This is a genomic window from Leptospira gomenensis (genome assembly GCF_004770155.1).
Classification (GTDB): Bacteria; Spirochaetota; Leptospiria; order Leptospirales; family Leptospiraceae; genus Leptospira; species Leptospira gomenensis.
This window is the reverse complement of the sequence record NZ_RQFA01000061.1, coordinates 192,658-208,445: the sequence shown is the minus strand read 5'-3', so window position 1 is coordinate 208,445 and position 15,788 is coordinate 192,658. Positions and strand designations below refer to the sequence as shown.

15 protein-coding genes, 1 tRNA gene and 1 pseudogene are annotated in these 15,788 nt (G+C 48.4%); 11 read left to right on the top strand and 6 right to left on the bottom strand.

Features of this window, described 5'->3' with window-relative positions; all coding sequences use genetic code 11:
* Positions 1-349 (top strand): DUF1564 family protein (locus EHQ17_RS13750; protein WP_135592260.1); only part of this gene is annotated, 349 nt, incomplete at its 5' end.
* Between the two features lie 877 nt (positions 350-1,226).
* On the opposite strand, the gene EHQ17_RS13745 is transcribed toward EHQ17_RS13750, so the two are convergent.
* A tRNA-Arg gene (locus EHQ17_RS13745) sits at positions 1,227-1,298 on the bottom strand.
* A gap of 206 nt (positions 1,299-1,504) precedes the next feature.
* Between EHQ17_RS13745 and EHQ17_RS13740 the strand changes: the two genes are divergently transcribed.
* Positions 1,505-1,963 (top strand): LIC10421/LIC12816 family protein, encoded by a 459-nt coding sequence (locus tag EHQ17_RS13740; protein WP_425460714.1) that lies wholly within the window; start codon positions 1,505-1,507, stop codon positions 1,961-1,963.
* Between the two features lie 152 nt (positions 1,964-2,115).
* Here EHQ17_RS13740 and tmk read toward each other — a convergent pair whose 3' ends face one another.
* Positions 2,116-2,718 carry a dTMP kinase gene (gene tmk, locus EHQ17_RS13735; protein ID WP_135592256.1) on the bottom strand — a complete coding sequence of 201 codons (603 nt, stop codon included), beginning with the start codon at positions 2,716-2,718 and terminating at the stop codon, positions 2,116-2,118.
* 103 nt (positions 2,719-2,821) lie between these two features.
* Between tmk and EHQ17_RS13730 the strand changes: the two genes are divergently transcribed.
* The 5 genes from EHQ17_RS13730 (at position 2,822) to EHQ17_RS13710 (ending at position 7,758) form a co-directional block, all read left to right on the top strand.
* The gene (locus EHQ17_RS13730) at positions 2,822-3,451 is read left to right on the top strand and encodes a trypsin-like peptidase domain-containing protein (RefSeq protein ID WP_135592254.1); all 630 of its coding nucleotides are present in this window, start codon (positions 2,822-2,824) and stop codon (positions 3,449-3,451) included.
* Positions 3,452-3,853: 402 nt separating this feature from the next.
* Positions 3,854-5,011: a S1C family serine protease gene (locus tag EHQ17_RS13725; protein WP_135592252.1), complete on the top strand. Its 1,158-nt coding sequence runs from the start codon at positions 3,854-3,856 to the stop codon at positions 5,009-5,011.
* Entirely contained in the window at positions 5,012-6,037 is a 1,026-nt protein-coding gene (gene ruvB, locus EHQ17_RS13720) for a Holliday junction branch migration DNA helicase RuvB (RefSeq protein WP_135592250.1), read from the top strand.
* On the top strand, positions 6,012-6,932 hold the full coding sequence (locus EHQ17_RS13715) for an energy transducer TonB (RefSeq protein ID WP_135592248.1): 921 nt from the start codon (positions 6,012-6,014) through the stop codon (positions 6,930-6,932). The genes ruvB and EHQ17_RS13715 overlap by 26 nt, the downstream gene beginning before the upstream one ends.
* Positions 6,933-6,993: 61 nt before the next feature.
* On the top strand, positions 6,994-7,758 hold the full coding sequence (locus EHQ17_RS13710; protein ID WP_135592246.1) for a hypothetical protein: 765 nt from the start codon (positions 6,994-6,996) through the stop codon (positions 7,756-7,758).
* A 12-nt stretch (positions 7,759-7,770) separates the two neighbouring features.
* On the opposite strand, the gene EHQ17_RS13705 is transcribed toward EHQ17_RS13710, so the two are convergent.
* The 4 genes and pseudogenes from EHQ17_RS13705 to EHQ17_RS13690 all read right to left on the bottom strand — a co-directional run bounded on the left by EHQ17_RS13705 (position 7,771) and on the right by EHQ17_RS13690 (position 11,801).
* Positions 7,771-9,621, bottom strand: coding sequence for a sensor histidine kinase (locus EHQ17_RS13705; protein ID WP_135592244.1), 1,851 nt, complete (start codon positions 9,619-9,621; stop codon positions 7,771-7,773).
* 5 nt (positions 9,622-9,626) lie between these two features.
* On the bottom strand, positions 9,627-10,328 hold the full coding sequence (locus tag EHQ17_RS13700; protein ID WP_135592242.1) for a response regulator: 702 nt from the start codon (positions 10,326-10,328) through the stop codon (positions 9,627-9,629).
* 76 nt (positions 10,329-10,404) lie between these two features.
* Positions 10,405-10,731: pseudogene (locus EHQ17_RS13695) on the bottom strand (LIC12806 family lipoprotein); the annotation flags it as partial.
* 65 nt (positions 10,732-10,796) lie between these two features.
* Entirely contained in the window at positions 10,797-11,801 is a 1,005-nt protein-coding gene (locus EHQ17_RS13690; RefSeq protein ID WP_135592291.1) for a hypothetical protein, read from the bottom strand.
* A gap of 107 nt (positions 11,802-11,908) precedes the next feature.
* On the opposite strand from EHQ17_RS13690, the gene EHQ17_RS13685 reads away from it, so the two are divergent.
* The 4 genes from EHQ17_RS13685 to EHQ17_RS13670 are packed head-to-tail and all read left to right on the top strand — an operon-like array spanning position 11,909 to position 15,748.
* On the top strand, positions 11,909-12,106 hold the full coding sequence (locus EHQ17_RS13685) for a hypothetical protein (protein WP_135592238.1): 198 nt from the start codon (positions 11,909-11,911) through the stop codon (positions 12,104-12,106).
* Entirely contained in the window at positions 12,103-12,690 is a 588-nt protein-coding gene (locus EHQ17_RS13680; protein WP_425460713.1) for a hypothetical protein, read from the top strand. The genes EHQ17_RS13685 and EHQ17_RS13680 overlap by 4 nt, the downstream gene beginning before the upstream one ends.
* Positions 12,687-13,361: an RsmD family RNA methyltransferase gene (locus EHQ17_RS13675; protein ID WP_135592236.1), complete on the top strand. Its 675-nt coding sequence runs from the start codon at positions 12,687-12,689 to the stop codon at positions 13,359-13,361. Before EHQ17_RS13680 ends, EHQ17_RS13675 begins: the two co-directional genes overlap by 4 nt.
* A 50-nt stretch (positions 13,362-13,411) precedes the next feature.
* Positions 13,412-15,748 carry a sulfatase gene (locus EHQ17_RS13670; protein WP_246057551.1) on the top strand — a complete coding sequence of 779 codons (2,337 nt, stop codon included), beginning with the start codon at positions 13,412-13,414 and terminating at the stop codon, positions 15,746-15,748.
* The last annotated feature ends 40 nt before the right edge of the window (positions 15,749-15,788 follow it).

Below are 15,788 nucleotides of genomic sequence, written 5' to 3'. Positions count from 1 at the left end.
GCGATCTGCGGAAAAGAAAACAATGAGACGAATCAATGTTCGGTTGGGAACGGGAAGTTGGACGTTGCTTGGGGCCTTGGCGCAAGCGCACGGGGTTTCTCGTTGTTATTTGTTTAATTATCTGTTGTATTTGGAAGAGGTCGGGGTCGGAGATTCTATCGAAGACACGATGAACGCGGGAGTTCCCACATTTCACAAGCACTACAGCTATATCCTCCACCTCGATCTCACCTTCAACAGAGCCACAAGGCGACTAGAATGTTTCCCCGAGTCCTCCTTTTACGCCTTTGAATACCGAGAATGGCACAAAGAGCCGGATGAATCGGATTCGAACGAGCAGACAAACTAAAACCGGCTTCCGATCAAGACCCGGCCCAGCTTGCCCAGGTGGACTCAAGAGCACCTCGCGCGCAAAACGCACCGCAACCCAGATCACACACCGGCCCATCGTATGCGCCGCGCAATGCAGCGCATATACACGTATACACATCTCAAACGCTTCTCACACAGCTTCTCTGCAAGTCCGCGCCGACCCACGCACAACGAACGCAACATGCCGTTCTCAATTCAAAAAACGGAGTGATTGACTACAGCCTCGGGGACCGCTCCACTCTCCCATTGTTCCACTGCTCCGCCTTCAGCCTTTCTGCGCGCTCCGCGAAAGCCGGTGGGAGGACCTGCATCGACATTCTCACATACGAGGAAAAACAAACAAGCAGATGGACAAACGGAAGGATGAGCGAACGAACAAACAAAACGGAAGGAGGGACCAACAAACTCACCTACAAACTTAGACCTACACCCACACGAGCCCCCGCCCCACTCACACTCACAAACAAGACGAATCACCAAGCGGGCCCGTCTACCACGTGCAAACACTCCCCGACACAAGCAGCAAGCAAGCAAGCAAACAAACGAACAAACGAACAAACGAACAAACGAACAAACGAACAAACGAACAAACGAACGAACGAACGAACGAACGAACGAACGAACGAACGAGCCACCCATCCAACCAACCAGTCAGCAAGCAACTTACGTACGGACCAACCTGCAACCTGCCAACTCGCTTGATAACTGCACTACGAGAGACTACAATCCCCTGCAAACGGATTCCAATTCCAACGAGAAGTAAAAGCGGTTACTTTTTGAGAAAAAATGAGGTGAGGGAAAAAGCGATCAGTCAGCCTACATCGCTCGACAAAAAAAGAAGGCAAACCACTGACTGTACCTACCGGGACTCGAACCCGGACCACAGGCTCCGGAGGCCTGTACTCTATCCATTGAGCTATAGGTACGTTTACTGTGAGTCTTTTGGAGAGCCCCCGCCTGTCAAATGCAAATCCGAACGAATCCGGTCGGAACGCGGTTCCCGGGATCCCATTTCCCAACATTCTCGGTTCTTCCTCTCGCCTTTCCCTTTCTCGATTCGATCTCCCCGGTTCTTTCCCCGTTCCCTCCTCAATACCACAAAACCCAAATAGATTCCGATTCCGGAAAGTCCTTGAAAAAGGAATCAGGTATAAAATCGTTTCCAGTGCTACGACAAAATAAAGACAAAGAAAAAGAGGTAGAGATGCAGGTTTACAATTCGAATCAAAACATTCAAACCGTTTGGAAGAAGGTAATTTTAATTTTCCCGCTCCTTCTCTTACTCGGAATTTTTTCCCCGATCGTGTCGGTGAGCCAAGAGGAAGAAGAACGACTGCTCGAAAAAGCGCTGGTCGAAAGTGCGGTGACCCCCGGTCAAAAACTCGCGATCGCCAATTATCTCAAAGCGACCGCGATTGCGAAACGAAGCCGCGCCATAGAATTGCGTGAATTGGCGAAACTCTCCCGAGGAGAAAAATTTCTCCAAGCCAGAGCGCGCAAAGAAAAACTCGAAAGAATGGCGGAATCCTTAGAACGCCAAGCGGACCGTCATGAAGCCGTCCTCAAAGAGTTCCAGATCGAAAGCCACTAAAAAAAGCGCAAATGGATGCAAGAAATTGAATATTCTTTTCAACTTCCCGGAAATTTCGTTTCAAATCGACGCGAACTTGTAATACCGGGCTTCGAGAACTTCGCTCGGAGTCCCCGAACCTCAAAAAAATATCGTACGACGAAGAACCGAATTCAAGTTTTGCGAATCAAAATTTCCAAACATTCCTCTACCAGAACCTCCGGTTTTTTCTCAGCGTCGATCCAAATCGTATCCGGGGGAAGAATCCTCCGATACGAATCGTAAATCCGTTCCAGTTGTTGTAAGGTTTCAAAACGTTCCGCTGTTTCTTTTCTGACCGAAAGACGCTCCAGCGCCAAAGCGGGTTTTAGATCCAAAAAAAAGAGAACGTCCGGCAAAGGAAAATTTCTTTCCAAATTTTTTCGAACGATATCTTCCGGAGAAAAGTCGGATCCGCTTTGATACGCGGCCGTGGAATACAGATAACGATCCAACAGAACGTTCTTACCGGATCGTAAGGAGGGGAGCACGTTTTTTCGCAACGATTCCTCCCGGTCCGCGAGAAAGGCTTCGATTTGTTCCTCTCTGTCTAACTCGATTTCTCCGCGTAAGAATTTCCGGAGAAATTGTCCGGTTTCCCAGTGAGTGGGTTCGGTAAAGGACGTTGCGGGAATTCCGCGTTCCCCGAGGGCTAACGTCGTGGACTTGCATAAAGTCGATTTTCCGCTTCCGTCGATTCCTTCGAAAACGACGAACAATGGTTTCGCAGAACTCATCGTGTCGTTTCCAATTCGATCTTGACAGAACGAATTTTTCGAAAACCGTTCCTCATATCTACATGGATTCGATTTCTAAGAAGGAATCCAATCAGATTTTTTTATGAAACGACACTTTTACTTTTCCCCACGGAACGGGATCGCGGTTCTACTGATTTCGTTATTGAGTGTGGCGGAAACTTCGTGCATTCATTCCGCACCCTCGGATGCCTCCCTACGAAACGAGCAAGAATCGAAGGAGGTCGATCCCCCGCACCCCAACGACGTTTCGCGTCGGAAAGATGAGACTCGGATCCATCATATCTTCGAGGAAGTGTATCCGAACTCCTCGGCCAGTTCGGTTCTGATCTTCGGAGAAAAACATTCCAAGATCAAGGGACTTCACTCGAAAGGAGGTCATCCTCGACAAAGCGTGACCGTCACGTTAGGTACGGGAATCGTTCTCAATCAACAAGGTTACGTTCTCACCAACGCGCATACGATCCGGTCCTACGATCAGATTGGGATCCAACTCAAATCCGGAAAATCGTACGAGGCTTTGGTGATCGGTTTGGACAAAAGAATCGATTTAGCGATTTTAAAAGTGGAACCCGACGAAGACATCGTTCCCGTGGAACGTCTCGATACGTATTCTCTCCAAATCGGAGAAAGGGCGATCCGCAAATACGTGGACGCGCGTGAGACTATAAAAAAGAATCAGGCGGAACAAAAACGTTCGCAGTTTAAAAAATAATTCCTTTCCAATTCCACTTCGGTTCGGAGGGATTCGAATCCGCGGCGACGAAACGGCAAAAGGCCGCGAACGTTTTTACTCGTAGTGTTGTTTCATTTTCGACGCATCGAGGTCGCACAACGGACAGGTTTCGCTTCGAGGTCATACTTCGCACTTCATAACAAACTGCGTGTCCATCGTTTCCACTTCGCGCCGGTTGGACGGAAAATCGGAAACCATTTTTCCAACTTTAAGGTCTAATCAACAAACGACGGAGCGACCTTCTCCGTTCCCGTCGCAATCCAATTGTTAATCCGATAGGACGCCGATTCTATCCGTTTTCAAATCGCACTTGACAGTGCCGGAAGCGGGTCGATTCTTTTCGGTACCTATCGGAAATTCATTTCAGAAGGAAAACATTCAATGAAAAACTCGGAAAAACTGAAGTACTTCGCGATCGTCAGCATTTCACTTCTTCTGGGGGCGTTTTTATCTCCCGTCATGTTCTGCGGTTCGAACCAAAACAGTCCTCTGTTCTTGAACGCAAAGGGAGACAAAGAGCCGAGTCCCGCGGTCCGGCACGCGATCACCATTCAACAGGCGTTCGAAGAAGTGTATCAAACCGCTTCCCCGAGCGTCGTTTCCATCGCCACCGAAAGAACGCAGAACGTTCCCGTTCATCCGTTCGGAGATCCTTTTTTCGATCAATTTTTCGGAAGAGGGCAAGGCGGCGGTCGGGTCATGAAACAAAAACAAACCGGCCTCGGTTCCGGAATCATTCTCAATACGCAAGGATACATTCTCACCAACGAACACGTCGTACGTTCCATGGATAAACTCACCGTCCGTTTAAAGACCGGTAAAACTCATACCGCGGAATTGATCGGAGCCGATCCGGTCATCGACCTCGCTCTTTTGAAAATCAAACCGGATTCGGAATTGGTTCCGATCGAGTTGGGGGATTCGTCGGCGGTGAAAGTCGGGGATTGGGCGATCGCCATCGGAGCTCCTCTCGGTTACGAACAATCCTTGACCGCGGGAATCGTGAGCGCCGTCGGTCGGACGGGCATCGACAACAGCGGAGTTCATTATCTGCAAACGGACGCTTCGATCAATCAGGGAAATTCCGGAGGTCCTTTGTTGGACATCAACGGTAGGGTCATCGGGATCAATCGAATGATCGCCTCACAAAGCGGAGGTTCGGTGGGAATCGGATTCGCGATTCCGATCAACGAAGCCAAAGCGATCATGGAAGAATTGAAGTCCACCGGTAAGGTCAAACGTCCCGCACAACCTTGGCTCGGAGTGGGAGTGGATTATCTTCACGAAGAGGATGCAAAAAAACTCAACCTACAAGGCGGCGCGGTGGTCGTACAGATTCAAAACGATTCTCCTGCGGACCGCGCCGGCATCCAACTGATGGACATCATCACCGAAATTTCGGGAACGAAAATCAATTCTCCGGAGGAAGTGGTTTCCACGGTAAAAAAGAGCAAGGTGGGGGATCGGGTAACGTTGACCATCGTTCGTCAAGGGACGACGTCTCGGATTTCGATTCAGCTCAAGGAAAGACCGAACTGATTGGCCAAATCACATACCTTAAATCCTGAGGAGGAATTCGAGGAAGAGTCGGGTTTACGTCCTTCTCTTCTTTCCGAGTTCATCGGTCAAAAAGAAGTTTTAGAAAATCTAGGCGTTTACGTGCGCGCGGCCAAAAATCGTAGAGCCGCGCTGGATCACGTCCTCATCTCCGGTCCTCCCGGACTCGGAAAAACCACTCTCGCGGGCATCGTATCGAACGAGTTAGGCGCTCGACTCACGGTCACTTCCGCACCGGTCATCACCAAGGGCGCGGACTTGGCCCGCCTTCTTACTTCCCTCGGCGAAAACGAAATCCTATTCATCGACGAGATCCACACTCTGCCGAAAAAGATCGAGGAAATTCTTTATCCAGCGATGGAGAATTATATGATCGATCTCGTCATAGGAGAAGGTGTGACCGCGCAGACGGTGCAGATTCCGATCAAACCGTTCACCTTGATCGGAGCTACGACCAGAAGCGGTCTGATCAGCGAACCTCTGAAAAGCCGTTTCGGAATCCAACTTCGGCTGGATTATTATTCGGACGAAGAGATGAAGACGATCGTACTTCGTTCCTCCAAAATCTTGGGAGTTTCGATCGAGGAGGATGCCGCCTTCGAAATCGGAAAACGATCCCGCAAAACTCCTCGCATCGCCAATCATCTCTTAAAAAGAATCCGCGACTTCAGCGAAGTGGAAGGGAATCGGTCCGTCAAAAAGGATCTTTGTCTCAAAGCCTTCGACAAGATGGGGATTGACGACTTGGGACTGGATGGTATGGATAGACAGATTCTCGGTTGTATGATCGATCGTTATAAGGGAGGCCCCGTCGGTCTCAAGGCCATCGCGGTCGTCGTGGGCGAAGAGGAAAAAACCATCGAAGACACGTACGAGTCCTTTATGGTTCGGATCGGATTGATCAACCGAACTCCCGCGGGACGGGTCGCGACCGAAAAGGCGTATCTTCAACTAAAACGGATGAGCGAATTTCCCGGAAACCATGGACAAGACCAAACTCTATTCTGAATATTCCGGAATTCCCGAAGACGACAAACGACTGATCTACGCCTCCTTTTTGGTTTTGGCGATCGCTTCCTTTTTTACGGCCCATCTCCTTACGCGCAATATGCTCTGGAAAATTCTCGGAAGCGAACCCTTGGTAAAAATGGAAAGCAACGAGGAAAAGGAAAAAATCTACGAAGTGCTTCTCGAACAGGACTTCGTGGACAAGAACATCAAGGACGAATACAAGGCCCTTTCCAACGTGGACGCTGCCGGCGCGGGGGGAATCACGAAAAAGGAAGGATTTCATTCTTCCAGTCCGTTTCGGGAATTCGTGATGGGAAGCGTGGCGCGAAGGCGTTCGGAAGAACGACAAAAACAACAGTCCCTAGAAAAGAACGACGAAAAATCGTTCGAAGTGGGAATCTACAAAATCGATCCGGTGCAAACCTCCACTTCCGAAGAATCCAAACAGAGTACTCCTACGTACGGAAAGACGACTAAAATTCCGTTTAACTACCGTTTCGAACAGGACTTCCTGTTTCGTTGGGACGGAAATCAGGCCTTGTCGATTCCCCGCAAAAAATTGGCCGGATACGAATACTTCAAACGGATGCTCAAACAGATCGAAGGAAGTTTCGCTCCTCCCGGCGGAGGAAATTACGCCTACCGGGATATGGCGGGTACGGTCGTTCGGGAAGGGATTCTTCCGGGACAGGTTAAGGTTCTTTTTATGTTGAGCGAAGGCGGTCAAGTTTTGGATACGAGGTTGGTTACCAGTCAAGGACAGGACGTGGTCAGTCAGGCCTGTTTGGATTCCATTCGGGGACAGAACTTCGGAAAGGTTCCCGACGAAGTCAAGGCACAGGGTTTGATTTTCGGAATCAATTTTATCTTCCCGATGATGCGTTCCCGTTGAATCGCGTACGATCTAATTCGCGTAGTATCGCTTTCTATTTTTAGAATATTCAATTTTATTTATGGATCCAGTAGAAAAAGCCGTCCACGAAAAACGAAAACTGGAAAAACAGGATCGGGATCTCCGGGCTCGGGAGCGAAAACGCGAGGAGCGAAATCGTAAATTCCAGGAAATCATAGAATCGTTTTCCGGATCCTTTTTCGGATCCAAACCTTTTTTGAGTTTCCGTTCGTATTGCCGATTTTTCCTCGCGGATTATTGGATTTTCAATTATACGGTCGTAGGATTATTGTCGGTTTTGGGAATTCCGACATTCTACGTGACCTGCGTCGTTCCTGAATTCTTCCACGAACCGGTAGTGCAGTTTTTCTTTTATCTGTTCCCGGCCATGGTTCTTGCGGAATGGTTCCGTTATCTGAATTTTCACCGGCGTCTAAAGAGGATCGGATTTCCGATTTTCGGTTACGACGTCCTCTATCGTCACGACGAGTTCGAGTATTACAAATGGTTCGAAATCGAAGTGAGGATTTCCGCGGTGAAAAACGAAGCCGCGATTCGGGCTTTGCTCGAATCCTTTTGTATCCGGGCGAAACGTTTTTTTTATCCGCACGATATCGAATCCGCCGACCTAAGGAAATCCTGGAAATACGGAACGTTATCCGTAACCGGAAGCGCTAATTCCCGTCTGATCCTTTTTTTGTTGCGGTATTTATTCCTTCGATTGGATCAATTGAACCGTTTCGAACGTTCCGTAGGTTCCGTGGAGGTTGCGATTCTTTCCGGACCGGTCGTCGCCGAAGCCAGGAGTAATCAAAGTTATGATTAGGTTTTTTGAATATTATTGAATTGGAATTTTTATTTCGAAAACGTTCTCCGTTCCGATCCGTCTGAATCCGTAAATTGCTGAGAGTTTTTCGGCCCTCATTGCGATGTTGTCGAGTCCGATCCCCCGTTTTTCGGAGGAATCCGCGGAAAACGGTTTCCCGTCGTCGATGACCTTCAGTTTTAAAGTTTGCGGTTCGTCGATCGTCCATACGATTCTAATTTTTTTAGCCTCGGCGTGACGGAGAATATTGGTCATCACCTCCAAAAAGATCTTTTGCACGTGCAGGCATTGATCGAGACGAAGTAGGTTCGATACGTCCCTGATATCCGAATCTATTTCGAACGTCCCCGTTCCCCGCAGTCGGTCCTCGTAACGGCGCATAACGTCTTCGACGAGTTCCCGATTGTTTCCCGAATGTCGCATGAGAAACACGATATCCCTCACGTTCGAAACGAGATGGTTCACTTCCGACTTCAGTTTGCGTAGCGTCGGATCGGATTTGTCCTTCGATTCCAATTCGAAGAGTATCGCGGTCAATTCCGAGCCGATGGAATCGTGTATGTCCGAAGCGATCCTGTTTCTTTCCGCCGCGCTCAGTTCGAGTTGTTCGTTGTATTTCAACTGCAACTGCGCGAATTCCTTGGCCTTTTCCAGATCGTCCGTAAACCGCGAGGATACTATGTACGAGTTCAAGGCGACGAAAGCCACAAGCCCCAGAGGAAAACTGTATGGAAATAGGAAATAAACCTCGTAAAGACCGTAGACCACGTCGTTCATCATCGTTAACGCCAAAACGACGCCTGTGATCAGTATGGTTTTGGCCTGGGGTTCTTTTGCCCGGAAGGCGTCCGTAGTACCGCGGATCAAAACGATCGCGTATAACGGAGGAAAGTGCATGTAGACCGAATACAAACGCACCACATCGACTTCGTTTAACAAAACGATGCCGGAAAAAAATACGACTGCGCTCCCGACGGAATAATACATCCATTTTTTTCTGAACTGAACGGGAAACATCTTCGTAAGCATCAGATAAACCGAAGGGAAAAACGCGACCTCGCAAAAGAATTCGATTCGGATCCTGAGATCGAGGGATAAACCGGGGAAGGCCATGTATTGGATTCCCGAAGTGATAAAGGAATATAAGGAAACCAAAAAACAGAAAACGGCGAAGTAGAGGGGAGCTATGTCCTTCCGATACGAAAAGAAAAACACGATATGATAGATTCCGAAGGAGAAGATAACGCTTACGAGTATGATCTCCGCCCATTCGTCCCGTTTTTCCTTTAGATCGAGGTTTTGCCCGTCGCCGATCAGGAACGAATTCCGGATTCCGCCCTTGAGATGATTTCCCTTGAAATTGGAGACTACAACCGTGATCAGAAAATTTTCGGAAGGGACGATCTCGTTTTTTACGAGAGGATGAGCGATGAACACGGTTTCAGACGCGTCCACTCCCGTAAAACCGTTGGAATAGACCTTATGATCGTCGAAATAAACCTGATAAACTCCCGGGAGACGAGGAATCGCGATCTTGAGATTGGGGCGGTTGCGATCGCATAACACGCGCAGACGATACGTCGCGTATCCTCGGAGCGGATAGGCGGGATCGTAGTCCCTCCAGATTCCCGGAACGTTCCGATACGAAACCGGACCTGAAATCGCCGAAGTTCCTCGCGCTAGTTCTTTCCAGTGGAATTCCCATTCTCCGTCGAGAGCCGCGGTCGTTTTGTTGAGATCCGTTTTTCTGAGGTCGATGATTCCGCGTTCGGCTCGGGCGGTTTTTTCGGCGGGCACGGATGGAAAACAATAGAAAATGAATATTATAAAAAAATAAACTATTGAAAGACGGCCCGGGAACATACACGTCACGGATATCCGGGAACGTCCCGGATGATCCCCATTCTTCTTCCGCGAATGATGGCTTCCGAACGGGAATGGACTTGCATCTTTTTGTAGATTTTTTCGATATGTCTGCTTACGGTATGGCTGGAAATATCCAATTCTTCGGCTATGTCCGGAAAAGTCATTCCGAGTGCGACGAAGTTGAGTATTTGTAGTTCCCGTTCGGTGAGTCCTAGGTCGTTTTGAATCGGTGGACGTTTGTTTTCCTCGCGTCTGGCGAATTCGCGTATGATCTTATCGGCGATTCGGGGAGTCAGAGGAGCGCCCCCCAATACGATGACTCGCAACTCCGCGAGGAATAATTCCGGAGAGGTGTCTTTTAGAAGATAACCGGAGGCTCCGCCTTGGATCGCTTCGACGATCTTCTCCTCGTCCTCGAATACGGTGTAGATCACATATTTGGTGTTAGGTGCCAGTGCCTTCAGCTCTTTGAGGCATTCGAGACCGTTTTTTCCGGGTAATCCGATGTCTAAAATGGCGATATCCGGAATTTCACGGGGAAACGAATCCACGGCCTCCTGAGCTCCGGAATACCTTTTTAAAAAACGGAAATCGCTCGAACCTTCGAGTAGGATCCGTAAGTTGGACGCCGTATGATCGTTGTCTTCGATGACTGAGACGAGAGGAAACTTCGCGGTAGAATTCGATTTTTCCGTGCGTGGCATCGACCTGAATTTAACGAACTCTCCGTCTCGGTAAATGATTTTTCCGATCCTTTATAAATCGGCAAGGGTTCGTAGTTTATTCAAAAAATCCGTTCCATTCCTCTTTCGCCTTTTCCCATCTTCGTTTGCGTTCGTCTTTGTCCCGGGTTTTTAAAAACATTCGCGGTTGGGAATCGGGGTAGGTTATTTTCACTCTGTGTTCGTGTAATACTTCTACTAGGATTTTTTTTCCGTCCAATGCTTGCGTTTGATAGCTGACTACGCTGTTCATTTTGAGGGGAATCTTTCCGAATCCCAAATCGCATATTCCTTTGCGGAAATCCAATTCGACACAATCCACCGGTTTGTGCCACGTATCGCAGAATTTTCCCTCGGGGGGAGGAACCGGTTTTAGACCGCAGGATATGGAATTCGCATAACAATATAAAATGATAAGCGAAATTGAGATACGTCCGCCGCGGTTTTTTTTCACCGGTTCGAATCCGATTCCAGGTTGAGTTTCGTTTTTAGGTTCGGTTTTTCCGCGACGATTTCCCTCGCCAAACGTAGGATCTCCTCTTTTCTATCCTCGGTTTTCGGATATAGATCCTCCAATATCGAAAGAGCCTTGGGATGAAGGTTCTGTAGTCTGAAAATTTTCGCCTCCAGGATCCAGGCGCTCGTCGTGATAAAGTCCTCGTTTTCGTTTCTGGCTTTCCTTAAAAAAACCAGCGACGAGACGTATTGGTTGGCGCGGAATTCGGAAAGCGCCGTCAAAAAATGGGCTTCCCGTTCGGTGATCAGAATCGTTCCGCCGGATTCGGGGCTTGCGAGATTTCTTTTTAAAAATTCAGTGTCACCGGAAAGCGCGCCTCCCAAAAGCGAAACCCAAGTATATCCGGTTTTGAATTCCGGAGCGAGTTTGTCGTATGAAATCGAATTGAGTAAGTTGGTCAGGGATTTTCTCGAAAGGTGTTGTTTTACCGTTTCTCCGAAAGCGATCAAAAACGTATTGTCCTGGTTTTCGGAAAGGGACGGTTCCAAGGCCCGGGCTCGAAGCGCGTTTCTGTACATTTCGTCAAGAATGGGAAGATACGAGCCGTCTTCCCGGATAAAATCGTTGAACCCCGAATAGGCGAGTTTGCCTAACGTGCCCGAGTCGAAGGAGAATCCGTTGAGCAAAAACGAATAATAATTTCCTAATGCGATATAAAAATACCCGAATTCGTCCGTGGGATTGGCCGTCGCGTAATCCTTGGCGGCGCTCTGAAAACCCTTTACGGAACCTTCCTCCAGAGTGCCCGCGGCGATCTGTTGCTGAATCGACTTACGTTCCTTTTCGAGCAGGATCTTTCTGTCGCCGGCGAAAAGATTTTTGATATCCTGCCGGAAAAAAAAGCCCGTCGCTACGGCTACTAAAAGAAGCGCCGCGAAGACGTACGGTTTATAACTGGTTTTTTTCTTATAACTTTTGAGACCGGATTGATACAGCATAACAAGTCCCAATTTTTTATCCCTCTCTCCAGGGTTCACGTATTTTTTGGAGTCGTTCGAGGTCCTAAAACTTGACACCGAGGCAACCTCTGATTCCGTTGGATCTTATGCCATACGATTACGATTTTGACGAGGAATTTGAAGTAGAAACGGACGATGATGACGTTTCGGAGGAAGACGTTGTAACGTTTGCATGCGAAGACTGCGATCACAGATGGGAAGAGGACGCGTACGAAGCGGAGGACTACGGTCCCGAAGGGGCGATTTGTCCGATGTGCGGTTCCTCGGCAGTGATCGAACTTTGATTCCAATCCGGCGTTATCCGTCTTCTTTCGGGAAAACGGTACAACGTGTCGCCGGGTTTGCACTCATATTCATTCTTATTTTTCCGCAAAAAATTCTTCGAGCCACCGATTTCAGCGACGTTTACGATTTTTACAAAAAGGGAAACTATGATACCTTGGTAAGGGTTTCGCGGCCGGCGCTCAGCCGGGAGGAAGTGGATTACAGGATTCTTCTTTTGTATACGGCTGCGGAAAAAGATCCCGAGCAGATCGACAAAACGCTTCGCAGCATTTACGAACGGAAACGTTCCCATCCTGGAATCTTCTACAATTCGGTGTTTTTGTTTTTGGAACGTTGTCTGGTATTGGAGGACTCCGAGGCGGGAATTCGATGGGGAAAAATTTTTCTGGAATTCGGAGCGTCTTCGGTCCGTTATGCGGAAGGTCTTTACGCGTATGCGTGTATTTTATACGAAGCGGAAGAATTCGACGAGGCAAAACGGGTTCTGTCCAAACTGAGGGAATCCAAATCCTCGGAACGTCTGAATAAAAAAATCCGTATCCTGGAATTGAGCATCGAAAAAAAAACGGAGGCGCAGACTTGAAATCTCTCAAAGTTCAGACGGGCAAACTCAAGGGGAAATCCATCGAAACTCCTCCGGCCGTTGCGGGGAATACCAACTTTACTCCGGCCATCGTAAAAAAATCCCTCTTTGACGTGATCGGTTCTCTCGTGTTAAAGGGGAGGTTGATTCCGGAGGAATCGGTCTTCGTGGATTTTTTCGCGGGTTCGGGGCAGATCGCTTTGGAAGCGGTCAGTCGAGGTTTTGCCAGAGTGGTGTTGTACGAACTCGCCTGGGAACGATCGGACACGCTTCGGAAGTTGTTCGATAAGATCGGCGGCACCCACGACGTATTCCGAAAAGACGTATTCCGTTTTTATGATAAACTCGACGTTCCGGAAAAATCACGCGTGTATTTTCTGGATCCTCCGTATTCCTTTTGGGAAAAGAAAAACGAAAAATTCCGCGTCCTTTCGGAAGACCTTCTTTCCAAGGAAGCTACGACGGCCGTGTTCGTACAATCCCCGGTTCATCCGGGTTGGGAAAACTACGAAACGAGAAAGTTCGGAAAAAATTTCTTGAGTTTTCGAATCCGCGAAAACTCGGAACCGTTCGTTCCGTTCGAGCCGGAAAAAGTCGAAGGAGGTTTTGCACACGAGGAAAAAGAAGTAAATGCACAACCTTCCGAAACGGATCGGTCCGAATCGGTTTGAAACCGGTATTGGTATTCGATTCCGAGTTTTCGAGGACCGCCGTCGGCGAGATTCGGAGATTTTTTTCGGCGAGAATCTCGAAAACGTACATTCGATTTTTTGCAATCGGAGTCGGAATTTCGATCGTCACACTTCTTCTCAATTCCTCCTTTCACGTGATGGGAGTGGATCTTTCCGAATTCAAAGCCTTGTTCTTATCCTTTGCTCCTTTGTTTCTCAAGGATTATTGCAAAACCGCCCTTTCGAGCGGAGCGGTATTCGGGGCGATCGGACTTTTGATTTCCGTGGGTTTCGAACACGATGTAGGATCGTTTTGGAAAACGTCGCGTAGGAATTCCGCGGTTGCAACGAAGTCGTCCCGGCTGGAGAAAACGGAGAATCAGGGAATCGTAACTTCGAATTCGTTTTCGAAACAGACGATCGTTTTCGTATCGTTCGTTTTTTTGATCTGGTGTCACTCGGTTCTGACCTATCCGCAGATGTACGGGGAATTCTTCTTCGATCGCGTTTCATTTCTCCGTTTGTTTCTGTTTTTTTTGACGGATCACGTGACTCCGATCGTGCCGCAAACTGCCTCGTTTCTCATTTTGGCGGGTTGTTTGTGCTCGGCGTTTCGGATTTACTCGCGGGAAAGAGACGCCGCTTCCGCGATACGGCTCGCCCTTTTCTGCGTTTCTCTCTGGTTTTTTCATAGGTTGGGGAACGTTCCGGGAATTTTCTCCGTTTCCTGGATATATATAATTTCTGTAATATTCAAAAAATATAAATTAATTCCCCTGTTTTGGCTCGTTCCGGCGTTTTGGTTCCTCTTTTTTTCGCCGAAGTTTTCCTCCGTGAACGTTTCCTCCGTCGGAACGCCCGCAGAAGGGCTTCCGAACATATTGATCCTTTCCGCGGACAGTTTGCGGGCCGATCAGATGGGATTCGCCGTAGGACGGTCCGATATTACGCCTAACATAGATTTGCTGGCAAAGGATTCCGCGATTTACCGGGATCATCATACCACCATTCCTAGGACGTTTCCGGCTTGGGCGGATCTTCTCACCGGGAAACCGAGTTTTATCCACGGAATCCAGGATATGTTTCCGGACGCGGAGGATCGTTCCGGTCTCAATCGTGAATTCGCGAAAACCCTTCCGGAAATTTTACGCCGACTCGGTTATCGCACCGAGGCCGTTTCTTCCTTTGCGGGAGATATCTTTTCGAGAGCCGATTGGGGATTCGAAACGGTAAAGGCCCCGAACTTTCACGCGGGGACTTTGACCGCGCAGAGGATTTTGGAATCGCAGATATTCCTTCTTCCGTTTTATACGGGTTCTATTCCGGGAGGAGGGGAATACGACGTTTCTCTGCGGGGACTTCCGAGTCTGGGGGACGATTCCAGAATTCTTCCGGATCTTTGGAACTCGATCGAAGGCGATGGTCGTCCTTTTTTCGTCGTGTTTTTTTCCTCGGTCACACATTTTCCCTTCAGTCCTCCGTACCCGTTTTACAAGAAGTTTACAAATCCTGAATATTATGGAAAATACAAATACTATAAGTTCGTGGATCCGAGCGATTCCTCCCCCGCGAACGTCGAGGATCGGGAACAGATTCGCGGGCTGTTTCGGGCTTCGATATCGTCCTTCGACGATTCCGTCGGGAAGATCGTACGCAGGTTGAAAGAAAACGGACTATACGATTCCACTTTGATCGTTTTGACGAGCGACCACGGAGAATCTCTCTTCGAATCGGATCACGGTCACGGTCACGGAGAACATCTGCGCGGAGAAGGTGTGACACACGTTCCTCTATTGATCAAATTCCCCGGAGGCAAAGCGGCCGGTTTCGAATTTTCGGGAATCACCAGCTCCTTGGATTTATTCCCCACGCTCCTTTCCGAGGTTTTGGAAAAAAATCCGGACCATCCGAAAAACGAAATTTTACGAAAAGAGATCGAGGATCGTAAAGGAAGGAATTTGAACCGAGTCTTCCGGTCGAAATCCTGGACGGACGATCGGACGGTGTATTCGGAAACGGGGATTTGGTTTAGCGATCGCGGAAATCATTTCTTTCAAAAGGAAAGAATTTTTTATCCGAACATCATCGGACTTCATTCGATCGAATCGGGGGAGTTTCCTTTTATTTCGGTCTCGGATCCGTACGCGAAAGAAAGTGTGGTCGTTTCCAAACATAGGTCTTTACAAAACGGAAGAAAAAAACTGATCTACATTCCTTCCGAAAACGGAGTCCTCTGGAATTGTTATGATCGGATCGCCGATCCTTGGAACGAACGGGTCCTTGCGGTTTCGGAATGTGCCTCCTTAAAGGATTCGCTTCGATCCTTTCTGCTCGATTCCGGAAAATTCAGGAAAGCGGGGGAGTATTTGTTTCCTCTTCGAAATTGATGCTTGAAGGATAGGGCTTTGCTAAAATTCTGTATTTTAA